The sequence below is a fragment of the Actinomyces bovis genome (genome assembly GCF_900444995.1).
Taxonomy (GTDB): Bacteria; Actinomycetota; Actinomycetes; order Actinomycetales; family Actinomycetaceae; genus Actinomyces; species Actinomyces bovis.
In genome coordinates, this window is record NZ_UAPQ01000007.1 from 308,929 (window position 1) to 324,908 (window position 15,980).

General features: G+C 59.9%; 12 protein-coding genes. 9 read left to right on the plus strand and 3 right to left on the minus strand.

The window, feature by feature from the left end; all coding sequences use genetic code 11:
• Positions 1 to 47: 47 nt before the first annotated feature.
• From DR039_RS06905 to serS, 3 genes are read right to left on the minus strand one after another with little or no spacing between them, the layout of a single operon-like run.
• Positions 48 to 1,613, minus strand: coding sequence for an ABC transporter substrate-binding protein (locus tag DR039_RS06905; RefSeq protein WP_229116863.1), 1,566 nt, complete (start codon positions 1,611 to 1,613; stop codon positions 48 to 50).
• A complete protein-coding gene (locus tag DR039_RS06910) occupies positions 1,610 to 2,659 on the minus strand; it encodes an HAD family hydrolase (RefSeq protein ID WP_111836659.1) in 1,050 nt (349 codons plus the stop codon). Before DR039_RS06910 ends, DR039_RS06905 begins: the two co-directional genes overlap by 4 nt.
• 21 nt (positions 2,660 to 2,680) lie before the next feature.
• Positions 2,681 to 3,952: a serine--tRNA ligase gene (gene serS / locus DR039_RS06915; RefSeq protein WP_111836660.1), complete on the minus strand. Its 1,272-nt coding sequence runs from the start codon at positions 3,950 to 3,952 to the stop codon at positions 2,681 to 2,683.
• A gap of 314 nt (positions 3,953 to 4,266) precedes the next feature.
• Between serS and DR039_RS06920 the strand changes: the two genes are divergently transcribed.
• The 9 genes from DR039_RS06920 to DR039_RS06960 all read left to right on the plus strand — a co-directional run bounded on the left by DR039_RS06920 (position 4,267) and on the right by DR039_RS06960 (position 15,845).
• Complete coding sequence (locus tag DR039_RS06920; protein WP_111836661.1) at positions 4,267 to 5,199, plus strand: LysR substrate-binding domain-containing protein; 933 nt, start codon at positions 4,267 to 4,269, stop codon at positions 5,197 to 5,199.
• Positions 5,200 to 5,319: 120 nt separating this feature from the next.
• On the plus strand, positions 5,320 to 6,453 hold the full coding sequence (locus tag DR039_RS11370; protein ID WP_174887826.1) for a hypothetical protein: 1,134 nt from the start codon (positions 5,320 to 5,322) through the stop codon (positions 6,451 to 6,453).
• Positions 6,454 to 6,614: 161 nt separating this feature from the next.
• Positions 6,615 to 7,817, plus strand: coding sequence for a hypothetical protein (locus tag DR039_RS11375; protein WP_174887827.1), 1,203 nt, complete (start codon positions 6,615 to 6,617; stop codon positions 7,815 to 7,817).
• Positions 7,818 to 7,978: 161 nt separating this feature from the next.
• The gene (locus tag DR039_RS11380) at positions 7,979 to 9,181 is read left to right on the plus strand and encodes a hypothetical protein (RefSeq protein ID WP_174887827.1); all 1,203 of its coding nucleotides are present in this window, start codon (positions 7,979 to 7,981) and stop codon (positions 9,179 to 9,181) included.
• Between the two features lie 370 nt (positions 9,182 to 9,551).
• Positions 9,552 to 9,869, plus strand: coding sequence for a DUF6507 family protein (locus DR039_RS06940; protein WP_111836662.1), 318 nt, complete (start codon positions 9,552 to 9,554; stop codon positions 9,867 to 9,869).
• A 46-nt stretch (positions 9,870 to 9,915) separates the two neighbouring features.
• Entirely contained in the window at positions 9,916 to 12,198 is a 2,283-nt protein-coding gene (locus DR039_RS06945; protein WP_111836663.1) for a hypothetical protein, read from the plus strand.
• Entirely contained in the window at positions 12,164 to 13,366 is a 1,203-nt protein-coding gene (locus DR039_RS11385) for a hypothetical protein (RefSeq protein ID WP_174887828.1), read from the plus strand. Before DR039_RS06945 ends, DR039_RS11385 begins: the two co-directional genes overlap by 35 nt.
• A gap of 161 nt (positions 13,367 to 13,527) precedes the next feature.
• Entirely contained in the window at positions 13,528 to 14,730 is a 1,203-nt protein-coding gene (locus tag DR039_RS11390) for a hypothetical protein (RefSeq protein WP_174887829.1), read from the plus strand.
• Positions 14,731 to 14,840: 110 nt separating this feature from the next.
• Positions 14,841 to 15,845, plus strand: coding sequence for a diacylglycerol/lipid kinase family protein (locus DR039_RS06960; protein WP_111836664.1), 1,005 nt, complete (start codon positions 14,841 to 14,843; stop codon positions 15,843 to 15,845).
• Positions 15,846 to 15,980 lie beyond the last annotated feature (135 nt).

Sequence of the window (15,980 nt, forward strand, 5' to 3'; positions counted from 1 at the left end):
CTGGTGGTCTCGGGTGGTTGGTAGTCCCGGGTGGTCCGGGGCCCTGCTTAGCGCTTAGGCCAGCTCTCCTCAGCTTCTTTTAGTGCTGCCTCAGCTGTTTTGCTGCCCCCGGCCCAGGCAACTAGGGCCTCCCACAAGGTCGCCGTGCCTACCTTGGAGGGCATGGAGTCAGAGGCATCAAAGCGGATGGCCACTTGCCGCGACTGCAGCTTTGCCGTGGCGCGGCGCCCCACCGCTGAGGTCATGTCCTCCGGCTGCACCGCCCGGCTCCCGGTGGTCACGCCACCTAAGGCCACGCGACGGCGTACCCAGTCGGCGCTGGTCAGGTACCTCATAACGGTGGTCACGGCCTCGGCGTGCCCGGATCCGGTTGGCTCCTGGAGAGCACCCGAAGGGTCCTGCGTGTCATAGGAGGTGGCTACACGCACCAGATAGTCGCCACCAACGAGCACCGGGTCATCCGGGCCGGTCACGGGGAAGGGGAAGGCGTCCAGGGTCTTGGGATCCGCTGGGGTGCCAGCCTCCGCCTCCTGTGCTGACAGCACGGTGGTCCCCTCCGGCAGGAGAGTCTCGTAAGCACTGGAGGCGTGCAGCATGAGGCAGGAGCCCTGCGCCAACTGCTGCCCGGCGAACTCCACGGTGGTGCTGAGTGCCCCTTGCCGGTTGCCGGTCACGTGACCTTCGGTGAGCACCAGAGACTCCACTTGCTTCAGGGCTTCGACGGCGTTGGAGTCGTCCAAGGGCACTTGATGGCGGGCCCACTGGTCGTAGGCGGTGGAGCCTTTGGTGGTCAGCAGCACCTCCTCCAGCCAGTCACTCAGGGGCCAACCGCTAGCTCCGCCGTCGCTAATGCCCAAGCACCAAGGTTGCACGTCCCCAGATGGATGATCGGCCACGACCTTGGCAGTCAAGGCCTTCAGCCCCGCCCAGGAGGAGGGCACCTGATAGCCAGCTTTAGCGAAGGCGTGCGGCGAATACCAGACAAAGGACTTAACAGAGGCCAGGAGCGGCGCGGCGTGGGCGACGTCGTCAACCTTGGCGACATCGGCCCAGGTGCGGTCCCAGCCCAGCTCCACATTGCCTTGGACGGAGCGGGGCAAAGGCGCGGTGACTCCCAACTCGGCCAGGTCGCGAGCTAGGCCGGGCTGAGGAACCACGGCCAGGTCGGTGCGCCAGCCCGGGGAGACGGTCCCTGGGTCAATCGCCCGCAGCTTGGACTCGAGTTCATTGGTGGCCTCCTGCACGATGTCGATGCCGGTGCACTCCTCAAAAGCCTTAACGGACTCGTCGAAGCGCGCGGCCTCTTGCTTGGAGAAAGCGGTGGCCACCTTGACGCTGTGGTGTGACTTCAAGCTCCGGGCCGGGAAACCTTGCTCGCTGATCGCCTTGCAGGCGGCGGCACCGGTGGGCAGTGGGCCGCGGGCGGCGGGGCTCAGGGCCGCGCAGCTAGCCAGGATGGTGGCGGCCAGTCCCACTACCGCTCCTACACGCAGGCCTCGGCGCAGGCGCCCTAGCAGGATTGCGTCCGGCCGCCGGTCTTTGGGCAGGAGCCTGCGCAGCCGCTTGGCAGGCAGCATCAGGGAGGGTGAGCTCAGGGTGCTCAGGAAGTTCAATTCAGGGTCCTTTCCCGGGTGCGCTCCACGACGGCGTCGAGCAAGGCGGCGCAGCCTTCACGCCAGACGACCTCGGTCACCAGGTCGCCTTTGTCTTTGACCCATTGGGGGGCGGAACCCATGACGGCTCCCACACCTGCCCACTGGATCATCTCCACGTCATTTGAGCCGTCACCCACGGCCACAGTGTGCGCCGCATCCGTGCCCAGGCGCGCGGCGAGTTTGGCTAGGGCGGAGGCTTTGGTAACGCCTTCGGGGGCGACGTCGAGCCAGGCGGTCCAGCCGATGGCGTACTCCACGGAGTGCAGGCCGCAGCCCGCCACTAGGGCGCTGAACTCTTCCAGAGGCATGCCGGGGGCACGCAACACCACGCGGGTAACCGGCTGGGAGCGCAGTTCCTCCAGGCTCATAACGGTCTGGGTCTCGATTAATTCGCCTTCTGGGAAGGGCTTAGAGACGCGGAAGCCTCGCCCTAGGCCTTCCACGGCGATGATCCCGTCGGGCACGGCGGCGTGGAGCACGTCTATGGCGTGGGCGGGGTCAAAGCTGACGGCGTCCACCACCTCGTAGCCGCCGGCGGCTTCTGGCTCCATGCGCAGGGTGATGGCGCCGTTGGCGCAGACCATCCAGCCGTCTGTAAGCCCTACGTGCCGGGCTACGGGCAGGGCGGCCTCAATTCCGCGGCCGGTGGCGATTACTACCTGTGCGCCGTGGTGTCGCATCCGGGCGATGGCGGCCATCATGCGTTCCGAGACATGCCCGTCCAGATCCAGGATGGTGCCATCCACATCAAGGGCCACCACTAGGCGCTTATCGGCCACGATTTTGCCCGCCAGGCGGCCTTGCTGGTCTAGGAGTGGGTCTAGGCGGTCTAGGTCTGCGATGCGTGCGCGCACCAGGGCGTGGTAGTCGTCGTGCCCCAGGGCTTTGCGGCGTCCGCGACCGCGGCGCTGCCCTTCAGCGGCGCCGGGCGCACTGGCCAGCTCAGCTCCGACTGCGGGACCGACCAGGGGCTCGTGGTCAGGGTTGGGAGCCTTGGGGATCATGGCTGCTTCCGGGGTTTTGGTTCAGGCGGTGGGCTCGATGACCTCTAGGCCGCCGAGGTAGGGGCGCAGGCCTGCTGGGACGACGACGGCGCCGTCGGCACGCTGCTGGTTTTCCAGGATGGCGACGATCCAGCGGGTGGTGGCCAGGGTGCCGTTGAGGGTGGCCACGGGCGCAGTTTTGCCGTCGCGCTTCTCACGGACCTGTAGGCGGCGGGCCTGGTAGGTGGTGCAGTTGGAGGTGGAGGTGACTTCCATCCAACGCTGCTGGGTGGGCAGCCAGGCTTCGCAGTCGAATTTGCGGGCGGCGGAGGAGCCTAGGTCGCCGGCGGCGGTGTCAATGACGCGGTAGGGCAGGCCCACGAGTGCCAGCATCTCCTCTTCCAGGGCTAGGAGCCGCTGGTGCTCGGCCTCGGCGTCTTCGGGGCGGCAGTAGGAGAACATCTCAGCTTTGTTGAACTGGTGGACACGGATGATGCCGCGGGTGTCTTTGCCGGCGGCACCGGCCTCGCGGCGGTAGCAGGTGGACCAGCCCAGGTAGCGCTTAGGGCCTTTGCTGAGGTCCAGGATTTCGTCAGTGTGGTAGCCAGCTAGGGCTACCTCGGAGGTGCCGGTTAGGTAGAGGTCGTCGGCGGGCAGGTAATAGATCTCGTCGGAGTGCAGGCCCAGGAAACCGGTGCCGCCCATGACTTGGGGGGTGACCAGGGTGGGGGTGGTCATGGGTACGAAGCCGTGCGCGCTGGCTTTGTCCAGGGCGGCGGTCATGAGGGCCAGTTCTAGGCGCATGCCCCAGCCCTTGAGGTAGTAGAAGCGGGCGCCGGAGACCTTGGCGCCCCGCTTGGTGTCGATGATGTCTAGGCCTTCGCCTAGGGCTAGGTGGTCGGCGGGTTCGAAGCCTTCGGCGGTAAAGTCGCGGGGCTGGGGGCCCTCGTGGCGCAGGACGACGTAGTCCTCCTCGCCGCCGGAGGGAGCGCCGACGATCAGGTTCTGGAACTGGCGGGCCAGGTCTTCTAGTTCGGTGGCAGCTTGGTTGGAGGCGGCCTCGGCGGCCTTGACCTGTTCAGCGAGGGTCTTGGCCTGGGCTAGGACGGCGGGGCGCTCTTCAGGGCTGGCCTTGCCGACGGATTTGGAGACGGTTTTCTGCTCGGCGCGCAGGGATTCGAAGTCCTGCAGGGCTGCGCGGCGGGCTTCGTCGGCGGCGATGATCCGGTCTACTAAGCCGACGTCGGCGCCGCGGGCTCGCTGGCTCTGGCGGTAGGGCTCGGGGTTCTCGCGCAGTGCTCGCAGGTCGATCATGGCTGGGATTCTAGTGGGCGGCGTCAGGAGTGTGCTGCGGGGCTGGTTTTGGCGCCTGTCTGGCACCCAACAGACAGTCTTTTGTGGGCCTGGTCACAATTTTACCGATTGGATTCGTAGCGGCTGAGATCTCGGGAAAATGGCGTCGCTACCACTTCGGTTTCCAGGAAGACAGTTTATTGATTCGCCTTTATCATTACACATGTCCCATAGCGTCACGGACAGGTAACGTCCTGATGCGCTAGGCCCGAGTTCTGCTGCAGCGCCGCTACCAGGAGCTGCGCCTGACTCACAACCGCACCCAGGAAAGCGCCATGCCGACCTCCTCCCTCCCCTCTTTTTCCCAACTTCGCGCCTTTGTGGCTCTTTGCGACCACCAGCACTTCGGTGAGGCCGCCGTCGCCCTGGGGGTTAGCCAGCCCAGCTTGTCCCAGGCGATCACTGCCCTGGAGCGGCGTGTAAACGGCGAGCTCGTAGAACGCACCACCCGTCGCGTCCTAGTAACCCCTTTGGGAGAAACCCTGCTCCCTTATGCTCGCGAGGCAGTGCTAGCCGCGGACGCCTTCAATGAGGCCGTGGAGAACCGTGGCGCTGCCCTGTCTGGTGCGCTGCGCCTAGGCATCATCCCCACGATCGCTCCCTATCTGACCCCGGTGCTTTTGGATGGCTTGGGCACCACTCTGCCCACCCTTAAGCCTGAACTGCGCGAGCTGGTCACGGGCGACGTGATCGAGATGCTCACTCAGGGCCAGCTCGACGCCGCCATTATCTCCATAGACAGTGAGCAGCCGCGCACCACGGCCATTCCCATGTTTGACGAGCCACTGGTGCTGGTTGTTCCTGCTCAGCATGAGTGGGCCGGGCGGGAGGATGTTGACCCCCGCGAGCTGGGCGGCCAGAAGTTGCTGCTGCTTGACGAGGCCAATTGCCTGCGCGATCAGGCTCTGCAGTTGTGTCACCGTTTCTCTGAGCGCCCGCCTGCCGCCGTGGCCACCACGCTGGTGACGGTGGTGCGTATGGTGACTCACGGTGTGGGCCTGACGGTGGTGCCTGAAGGGGCGCTGTCGCTAATGGGTGCAGAGGCTGGCTACGCCGTGGCGCGTTTTAGGTCGCCGAGTCCTTCACGCCGTCTGGGCCTGGTTTACCGCTCTTCCTCGTCACGCACCGCAGACTTTGCCCAGTTGGCCGAGGTCATCACCCACTTGGCGCAGGACGCCGGTCTGCCGGTTCTGCCCGTCCGCGCCTGAAAGCTCCTTAGACTGTCTTTGCTGTTAATACCGAGCCATTGAGGGGTGGGCGTGTTGGAGCAGGAAAGCCTTAGACCGGGACGTAGGTTTGCGAGATGGACTGTTGATGCTAAGGACGGAGTGACTGGTTGGTTCTCTTTACCGCAGACTCCTGAGAAGACACTAGAGAAGGTTGCCCGTGGCTTGACCGTGCCGACCGCTATGACTGAGGGGGTGCGTTTTGCTATGGGTTTGTGGGCTCTGCCCGAGGGTGCGTTCTTCCCTGATGATGTGGGCAAGCACGATCCGGCTCGTAACACCTATATGCAATTCATCGGCACACATGAAGCCATGGTCATCGAAGCCCGCATCGAGCACCCAGACGGGACCTTCGAGCACTACACCATCGCCCGCGAACCCATCCAAGACCCACAAGAGTGGGTCACCATCACCTACGTAGACAACGCACCCCCACGCGTTCCAACTACTACCACCGCACAGCTCAAAGTCCACCCCGAAGAAATCTTCACCGGCCAACAAGCCCTAGAAATCGCCAGCCAATACATCCTAGAAGGCACCCTCCCACCCAACAATCGCCTACGCCCCATAAACCCACATAGACCCCTAAATCAGGGTTACATACCCGAAGATGTACCTTCAAAGGGGCTGGTCGCTAATAGACGGCCTTTCCAGCCTAACCCCCCGGTAACCTGGTCACCCACCCCAGCCTTAAGCCGCACCGAACTACGCACCACCCCAGGCCCAAGATTCATGATCTGGGCCGTAGACGCCGAACACGGACACCACAACGTTCTACCCGCAGCTATGCCAGCCACCCAAACAGCCCAATGCCTAGAACAAATACTCACCGACCCAAAGGCCATGACCGGCCAACAATGCTTCTCCATGGGAGTGTGGACCCTACCAGAAGGACAAACCGCAGTCAGTAAAGTACGCAAATCTGACCCCGCCCGGTCCAACTACATGCAATGCGCCGGCTCCTGGCAAGCCATGACCCTAGAACTGCGCATCCAACAAGCCGACGACACCTTCGAGCACTACACCATCGCCCGCGAACCCATCCAAGACCCACAAAAATGGACCACCATCACCTACGCCTACGACATCCTCTTTGACGGCTCCACCCAAACCCACGACATCCGGCTACATCCAGAAGAAGTTTTCACCGGCCAACAAGCCACAACAATCTTCACCAACTACGTCCTACACGCCACCCTCCCACCCAAACACCTCCTACGAAAACTCGACCTCTAAACCCCAAAACAACCACCACCCCCACCTAGACCAAGCTCCTCTTACCACCCCAGGTCAAGGCCAGCCGATCGGGCGATCAGCCCCAAACCACCCGGGACCACCAACAAGGTAAAGAAGTAAAGATCATAGACACTAAGGTCATACTGAAGAGGAGCTGAAGAATGCCATCGCAGAAGCACAGCAAGCAGAGTCGTAGGTTTGCGACCTGGACTGTTGACGCTAAGGACGGAGTGACTGGTTGGTTCTCCTCCTACCAGTTCCCTGAGAAGACGCTTGAGGAATTTTCTCCGTGCCTGAAGATACCGACAACTATGGCCGATGGCGGATACTTTGCCGTGGGTTTGTGGGCTCTGCCCGAGGGTGCGTTCTTCCCTGATGATGTGGGCAAGCACGATCCGGCTCGTAACACCTATATGCAATTCATCGGCACACATGAAGCCATGGTCATCGAAGCCCGCATCGAGCACCCAGACGGGACCTTCGAGCACTACACCATCGCCCGCGAACCCATCCAAGACCCACAAGAGTGGGTCACCATCACCTACGTAGACAACGCACCCCCACGCGTTCCAACTACTACCACCGCACAGCTCAAAGTCCACCCCGAAGAAATCTTCACCGGCCAACAAGCCCTAGAAATCGCCAGCCAATACATCCTAGAAGGCACCCTCCCACCCAACAATCGCCTACGCCCCATAAACCCACATAGACCCCTAAATCAGGGTTACATACCCGAAGATGTACCTTCAAAGGGGCTGGTCGCTAATAGACGGCCTTTCCAGCCTAACCCCCCGGTAACCTGGTCACCCACCCCAGCCTTAAGCCGCACCGAACTACGCACCACCCCAGGCCCAAGATTCATGATCTGGGCCGTAGACGCCGAACACGGACACCACAACGTTCTACCCGCAGCTATGCCAGCCACCCAAACAGCCCAATGCCTAGAACAAATACTCACCGACCCAAAGGCCATGACCGGCCAACAATGCTTCTCCATGGGAGTGTGGACCCTACCAGAAGGACAAACCGCAGTCAGTAAAGTACGCAAATCTGACCCCGCCCGGTCCAACTACATGCAATGCGCCGGCTCCTGGCAAGCCATGACCCTAGAACTGCGCATCCAACAAGCCGACGACACCTTCGAGCACTACACCATCGCCCGCGAACCCATCCAAGACCCACAAAAATGGACCACCATCACCTACGCCTACGACATCCTCTTTGACGGCTCCACCCAAACCCACGACATCCGGCTACATCCAGAAGAAGTTTTCACCGGCCAACAAGCCACAACAATCTTCACCAACTACGTCCTACACGCCACCCTCCCACCCAAACACCTCCTACGAAAACTCGACCTCTAAACCCCAAAACAACCACCACCCCCACCTAGACCAAGCTCCTCTTACCACCCCAGGTCAAGGCCAGCCGATCGGGCGATCAGCCCCAAACCACCCGGGACCACCAACAAGGTAAAGAAGTAAAGATCATAGACACTAAGGTCATACTGAAGAGGAGCTGAAGAATGCCATCGCAGAAGCACAGCAAGCAGAGTCGTAGGTTTGCGACCTGGACTGTTGACGCTAAGGACGGAGTGACTGGTTGGTTCTCCTCCTACCAGTTCCCTGAGAAGACGCTTGAGGAATTTTCTCCGTGCCTGAAGATACCGACAACTATGGCCGATGGCGGATACTTTGCCGTGGGTTTGTGGGCTCTGCCCGAGGGTGCGTTCTTCCCTGATGATGTGGGCAAGCACGATCCGGCTCGTAACACCTATATGCAATTCATCGGCACACATGAAGCCATGGTCATCGAAGCCCGCATCGAGCACCCAGACGGGACCTTCGAGCACTACACCATCGCCCGCGAACCCATCCAAGACCCACAAGAGTGGGTCACCATCACCTACGTAGACAACGCACCCCCACGCGTTCCAACTACTACCACCGCACAGCTCAAAGTCCACCCCGAAGAAATCTTCACCGGCCAACAAGCCCTAGAAATCGCCAGCCAATACATCCTAGAAGGCACCCTCCCACCCAACAATCGCCTACGCCCCATAAACCCACATAGACCCCTAAATCAGGGTTACATACCCGAAGATGTACCTTCAAAGGGGCTGGTCGCTAATAGACGGCCTTTCCAGCCTAACCCCCCGGTAACCTGGTCACCCACCCCAGCCTTAAGCCGCACCGAACTACGCACCACCCCAGGCCCAAGATTCATGATCTGGGCCGTAGACGCCGAACACGGACACCACAACGTTCTACCCGCAGCTATGCCAGCCACCCAAACAGCCCAATGCCTAGAACAAATACTCACCGACCCAAAGGCCATGACCGGCCAACAATGCTTCTCCATGGGAGTGTGGACCCTACCAGAAGGACAAACCGCAGTCAGTAAAGTACGCAAATCTGACCCCGCCCGGTCCAACTACATGCAATGCGCCGGCTCCTGGCAAGCCATGACCCTAGAACTGCGCATCCAACAAGCCGACGACACCTTCGAGCACTACACCATCGCCCGCGAACCCATCCAAGACCCACAAAAATGGACCACCATCACCTACGCCTACGACATCCTCTTTGACGGCTCCACCCAAACCCACGACATCCGGCTACATCCAGAAGAAGTTTTCACCGGCCAACAAGCCACAACAATCTTCACCAACTACGTCCTACACGCCACCCTCCCACCCAAACACCTCCTACGAAAACTCGACCTCTAAACCCCAAAACAACCACCACCCCCACCTAGACCAAGCTCCTCTTACCACCCCAGGTCAGGGCCAGCCGATCGGGCGATCAGCCCAAACCACCCGGGACCACCAACAACTAGCGTGTTGGAGCGGGCAATACCGGGGACCAAAAAGACATGCCGTGACGGCGATATTGTTGGTCCTGTGGTTATTATCTTACCGGCGGGATACCGATCGGCGATCCTGTTTTAGCTACATTCACGTGTGACAAGCCCTAACAACAGGGTTTGTCACCGAGGTTCGGGGGTGTCCTCGTGCGACTTAGGGTTAACCTTGTTGAGCGACTGTGTTGGCAAGCTTTGACTTATCGAGGCCAAACTAGGGCAGGCAGGCTGCCGCAGTGAGTGCGTGGAATATTGCGCCTGAATCTGTTAGCACTGTGCTTAGTGGCGTCAAGAAAGAGGTTGACGATAACCTGAGCCCCGCAATGGCTGGCGTTGTCACAGCCCTGACCAATGTCTATAACGCCACCCATGCGGAGGATAAGGCGCCACTTGTTGCCGCTGCAGTGTCTGGTTGGTATGACAACCACGAGACTAACTTCTCCGATATCGGAGACTGGATCAGTAACACTGTCTCTAACACTAAGAATGCAGTGAGCGCGTATCTTAAACATGACGAAGATACTGCTTTACAGTACCAGCGTAACGCCAAGTAGTCCCACATACTGTTACGCCTAGTACTCTTATTCTCTGGAGTCCCCTGTGAGTATTGACACCAGCAAGCTTCCTGCCCTTAATCTTGATGTGGCCACGATCCGATCTAATGCCTCGGATTTGAAGACTAAAGCCGGGGACCTACGCACCTCTGGCTCCTCAGTGAAGACCACCTGGGGTGGATTATCTTCTTGCTACAAGGCCCCAGAACAAGATACTTTGTATGGGGCAATGAACAAGGTGGAGCGGGGCAGTGACCATCTAGCTGACAAGCTTGAGAAGATTGCGAGCGCCCTTTCCACATTCGCTGATTCCGCAGCAAGCATTAAGACTGATTCACAGAACCTAAAAACTCGCGCTGACGCGTTCTTGGCTTCTGTGGCCTCTGATCCTGACTGGCAATATGATCAGAATAAGATCGACAAGCATGATGGATTCTTAAGCGAGGCTAACGCCTTACAGGTTCGTTTGTGGGACGCTGAACGTGACTGCGCCAACAAGATACGTTCACTGGACATGTTGGCCCCTTACCACGCAGATAAGCAAAGCGATAAAGATAATCTAGCTTACGGGGCCTCGAGTCTCCCGAAGCAGAGTACTGGCATGCCTTGGGGAGACCCGGTTGCGCGCAAGGATCGTTGCCCTAAGAAGGCAGCAGTGTCCGTATATCGCGCCGGCTGGGAAGACTTGATTATGGGGACCTTTAATGGCTTGATAGGTTTGGTGGGATTTCAGGTCAGTAATGTACGCATGGTCAGCTCGAATGACCCCAATAGTATTGGTAACCTTCCTCTTGCTGCCGACGCAGATCATGATTGGAATATTGCATTCCAGACCTGGCAGCCAATTCTAGGGTTGGCTGGCTTTAAGTGGGACCAGTATGGAAACTTCCTGGGATACAAGGAAGAGCATAAGCATGAGACCGAAAAGGAAATAGGGAAAAGTTTGGCTCACCTGGACCAGTGGGACGACGATCCGCTACGTGCAGGCCTCGGTTCAGCTATTGATATAGGCTCCTTTTTTATTCCCGGTTTAGGGGTGTTAGCAGGGGCCGCAAAGGCAGGAAAAGCCGGATCTGCTGCAGCAAAAGTGGGCGGAAAGCTAGGTGCGGCTAGAAAGCTTCCCCGGGTAGCCTGGGCTGGTGGTAAATCTGCTACTAGGATGCCTGGTGCGCGCACCGGCACCCGTTTGCACCAGCCGCACACCGGGATTACTCCCAAGATTGACCTCGGTGAGCAGACCGGAAAATGGGCTAAAGCCGGGCAGTTGGACGCCCCTCACCTGCCAGAGGCTCGTACCAACCCTGCTGACGCGGCCCCTGCGCGCAGTCCACACAGTCGGCCCGCTGACGCAACCACGCCGGACACCATTGCACCCGACAGCCCTCGCAACCCGGCGCAGGCATCAGAGACTAGCCCCAGGGCGTCCACTGCTGAGCCGGGTGTCAGTTCTTCTCCGGAGTCCAGCTCCCCGGTCCGGGACGCTAACGCGCAAGCAGGCGATCACCATCCCAAAGGCGCACAGGCCGCAGACAGCGCCACTCCACGCGACATTCCGGACACCACCAAAGGCCCCAAGTCCGACAAGGCTCCAGACCACGACCCTCACGCCAAGCAAGAGGACGCACACACCACCAAGGATGGCCACCCCGACCACAAACCCGACGGCGACGGGAAAGCAGACCATCACGACGCCCACAAACCCGATGGCGAAGACCACCACAGCAACAAGGACAAGAACGGCCACCCCGACCACGAGCCCCAGGGCGACGGGCACGCAGACGCCCCTGACCAGGACCCCAAAGATCCTAACCACCCTGACGCTTCACCAAGCCAGGCACATAAGCCAAAAGTTGCTGAACCTGAGCCCATGCCTGAGATTGATCCGCGAGACGGCATAGACCGAGGCGATCGACGCGATCACAGGGGGCGTTACACCCTTGGCAACAAAGGTTCTCACTCCCAAGACCTCTCCGAATGGTGCGGCAGGGAAATGTACCGCCAAGAAATGGAGCACGAAAAACATACGCCTTTGCGTCAAATGCTCAACGACAAGCTTGCGGCCCGCATTGACGGGGTGAAGCAGGTGCGTTACTACGACGGCATCGCCCAGCAGCAAGATGGCAGTTGGGTAGGCATTGAGGTAAAATACGAGTCAGCTCGCCCCACCGCACAGCAGGCGAGTTTCGACAAGCAGGTGTCTCCGAAAACGCCTGCTCGAGTCACCTTACCCAACGGCGACGAGATAAAGATCACGCGCACTAAAGTTGTCAAAGTTACTGAAGAGGATCTGAAGAATGCCATCGCAGAAGCACAGCAAGCAGAGTCGTAGGTTTGCGACCTGGACTGTTAACGCCCGGAGGGGGGCGACTGGCTGGTTCTCCTCACCACAGACTCCCGAGGAGACACTTGAGGAATTTTCTCCGTACCTGAAGATACCGACAACTATGGCCGATGGCGGACACTTTGCCGTGGGTTTGTGGGCTCTGCCCGAGGGTGCGTTCTTCCCTGATGATGTGGGCAAGCACGATCCGGCTCGTAACACCTATATGCAATTCATCGGCACACATGAAGCCATGGTCATCGAAGCCCGCATCGAGCACCCAGACGGGACCTTCGAGCACTACACCATCGCCCGCGAACCAGTCACCGATCCCCACAAGTGGGTCACCGTCACCTACGTAGACAACGCACCCCCACGCGTTCCAACTACTACCACCGCACAGCTCAAAGTCCACCCCGAAGAAATCTTCACCGGCCAACAAGCCCTAGAAATCGCCAGCCAATACATCCTAGAAGGCACCCTCCCACCCAACAATCGCCTACGCCCCATAAACCCACATAGACCCCAAGACCCACGCTATATACCCGCAGATGTACCCACTAAAGGTGTGGTGCTAAGAAATCGGCCTTTCCAGCCTAACCCCCCGGTAACCTGGTCACCCACCCCAGCCTTAAGCCGCACCGAACTACGCACCACCCCAGGCCCAAGATTCATGATCTGGGCCGTAGACGCCGAACACGGACACCACAACGTTCTACCCGCAGCTATGCCAGCCACCCAAACAGCCCAATGCCTAGAACAAATACTCACCGACCCAAAGGCCATGACCGGCCAACAATGCTTCTCCATGGGAGTGTGGACCCTACCAGAAGGACAAACCGCAGTCAGTAAAGTACGCAAATCTGACCCCGCCCGGTCCAACTACATGCAATGCGCCGGCTCCTGGCAAGCCATGACCCTAGAACTGCGCATCCAACAAGCCGACGACACCTTCGAGCACTACACCATCGCCCGCGAACCCATCCAAGACCCACAAAAATGGACCACCATCACCTACGCCTACGACATCCTCTTTGACGGCTCCACCCAAACCCACGACATCCGGCTACATCCAGAAGAAGTTTTCACCGGCCAACAAGCCACAACAATCTTCACCAACTACGTCCTACACGCCACCCTCCCACCCAAACACCTCCTACGAAAACTCGACCTCTAAACCCCAAAACAACCACCACCCCCACCTAGACCAAGCTCCCCTTACCACCCCAGGTCAAGGCCAGCCGATCGGGCGATCAGCCCCAAACCACCCGGGACCACCAACAAGGTAAAGAAGTAAAGATCATAGACACTAAGGTCATACTGAAGAGGAGCTGAAGAATGCCATCGCAGAAGCACAGCAAGCAAAGTCGTAGGTTTGCGACCTGGACTGTTGACGCTCGGAGGGGGGCGACTGGCTGGTTCTCCTCACCACAGACTCCCGAGGAGACACTAGAGGAGGCTACCCGTCGCTTGACCGTGCCGACCGCTATGACTGAGGGGGTGCGTTTTGCTATGGGTTTGTGGGCTCTGCCCGAGGGTGCGTTCTTCCCCGATGATGTGGGCAAGCACGATCCGGCTCGTAACACCTATATGCAATTCATCGGCACACATGAAGCCATGGTCATCGAAGCCCGCATCGAGCACCCAGACGGGACCTTCGAGCACTACACCATCGCCCGCGAACCCATCCAAGACCCACAAAAATGGACCACCATCACCTACGTAGACAACGCACCCCCACGCGTTCCAACTACTACCACCGCACAGCTCAAAGTCCACCCCGAAGAAATCTTCACCGGCCAACAAGCCCTAGAAATCGCCAGCCAATACATCCTAGAAGGCACCCTCCCACCCAACAATCGCCTACGCCCCATAAACCCACATAGACCCCTAAATCAGGGTTACATACCCGAAGATGTACCTTCAAAGGGGCTGGTCGCTAATAGACGGCCTTTCCAGCCTAACCCCCCGGTAACCTGGTCACCCACCCCAGCCTTAAGCCGCACCGAACTACGCACCACCCCAGGCCCAAGATTCATGATCTGGGCCGTAGACGCCGAACACGGACACCACAACGTTCTACCCGCAGCTATGCCAGCCACCCAAACAGCCCAATGCCTAGAACAAATACTCACCGACCCAAAGGCCATGACCGGCCAACAATGCTTCTCCATGGGAGTGTGGACCCTACCAGAAGGACAAACCGCAGTCAGTAAAGTACGCAAATCTGACCCCGCCCGGTCCAACTACATGCAATGCGCCGGCTCCTGGCAAGCCATGACCCTAGAACTGCGCATCCAACAAGCCGACGACACCTTCGAGCACTACACCATCGCCCGCGAACCCATCCAAGACCCACAAAAATGGACCACCATCACCTACGCCTACGACATCCTCTTTGACGGCTCCACCCAAACCCACGACATCCGGCTACATCCAGAAGAAGTTTTCACCGGCCAACAAGCCACAACAATCTTCACCAACTACGTCCTACACGCCACCCTCCCACCCAAACACCTCCTACGAAAACTCGACCTCTAAACCCCAAAACAACCACCACAACACCACAACCTATTCTTCTCCCAACCCAAACTAGACCTAACCACACCCTCACCTAAACCACACCACCGCGCTCACCTAAGCTCAGCTGCATGAGCAGCCCCCTGGCCTACGTGGTGGCCAACCCCTCCAAACCCGCCGCCACCGGCACCCTACGGCGTCGGCTCGACGCCGCACTCCAAACCGCCGGATACCAGGTCAGACACCTGCTCACCACCCCGCAATCCCCCGGAAAACTGCAAGCCCGCCAAGCGCTCGACGCCGGAGCAGGCCTGGTGGTCGTCGCAGGCGGGGACGGCACGCTGCGCTGTGTGGCCGGAGAACTCGCCAACACCACCGTGCCAATGGGCATCCTGCCGCTAGGGACCGCAAACCTGGCAGCCCGCTCACTAGGGATTCCGGTGGGAGGACGCCGCGCCCAAATCGAAGCAATCAAACTCCTTTGCGGGAAAGGCCGCACCCAACCGGTCGACCTCGGCTGGGTGCGCACCGACCTAGCCGCAGGCACCTGGCATCCCTGCCTCACGGTATCCGGAATGGGTTTCGACGCCGACCTCGTGGCCTCCACCCGCAGCCGCCTGAAAGGCCATGCAGGCTGGCTGGCCTACGCCGTCGCCGCCCTAGGCAACCTGCACGGCCCCCGCCTGGACTTTGAACTGAGCCTAAGCGGCAGCCCCGGCACCAGCACCAGCACCAGCACCAGCACCAGCCTGCCCCCTGAACGGCTGCGCGCCCGCACCGTGCTGGTGGCCAATGGTGGCCGCCTACCAGCCAAAATCGACCTACTACCCCAAGCCCGCATGGACGACGGCGTGCTGGATGTGGCGGCCATTGACGTACGCGGCTCCCTAGCTGGTTGGTCCAACCTGGCGGCACAAGTACTGCTACCCCAGGCGGGCTGGCGGGAAAGACCTAGACTATCAAGTATCCGCACGCGGCGCGGCTCCGCGGTGGTGCTGCACTGCGAGCGGCCAGTAGCTGTGCAAGTAGACGGCGACCTCCTACCTCCCACCGAGTGCCTGCAAATGCGCATCGACCCAGCCGCCCTTCAGGTCCTTCTGCCAAACTCCGGCGCGAGCACCCGCAGCACACTGTGACCCGCTGAGCAAAAGGACTAGATGACTTTCGCGACGTCCTGCCATATTCTTTCTGACACCACGTCAGCAACTGGTGTGACCCAGAAGGAGACGCCATGACAGCTAGGCCCTGCACCGGCAAACCCGCACCCAAAC

What these genes read in the sequence shown, in the direction of transcription:
- DR039_RS06910 (WP_111836659.1), bottom strand. Translation starts at nt 2,659, where the DNA reads ATGATCCCCAAGGCTCCCAACCCTGACCACGAGCCCCTGGTCGGTCCC.
- serS (WP_111836660.1), bottom strand. Translation starts at nt 3,952, where the DNA reads ATGATCGACCTGCGAGCACTGCGCGAGAACCCCGAGCCCTACCGCCAG.
- DR039_RS06920 (WP_111836661.1), top strand. Translation starts at nt 4,267, where the DNA reads ATGCCGACCTCCTCCCTCCCCTCTTTTTCCCAACTTCGCGCCTTTGTG.
- DR039_RS11375 (WP_174887827.1), top strand. Translation starts at nt 6,615, where the DNA reads ATGCCATCGCAGAAGCACAGCAAGCAGAGTCGTAGGTTTGCGACCTGG.
- DR039_RS11380 (WP_174887827.1), top strand. Translation starts at nt 7,979, where the DNA reads ATGCCATCGCAGAAGCACAGCAAGCAGAGTCGTAGGTTTGCGACCTGG.
- DR039_RS11385 (WP_174887828.1), top strand. Translation starts at nt 12,164, where the DNA reads ATGCCATCGCAGAAGCACAGCAAGCAGAGTCGTAGGTTTGCGACCTGG.
- DR039_RS11390 (WP_174887829.1), top strand. Translation starts at nt 13,528, where the DNA reads ATGCCATCGCAGAAGCACAGCAAGCAAAGTCGTAGGTTTGCGACCTGG.
- DR039_RS06960 (WP_111836664.1), top strand. Translation starts at nt 14,841, where the DNA reads ATGAGCAGCCCCCTGGCCTACGTGGTGGCCAACCCCTCCAAACCCGCC.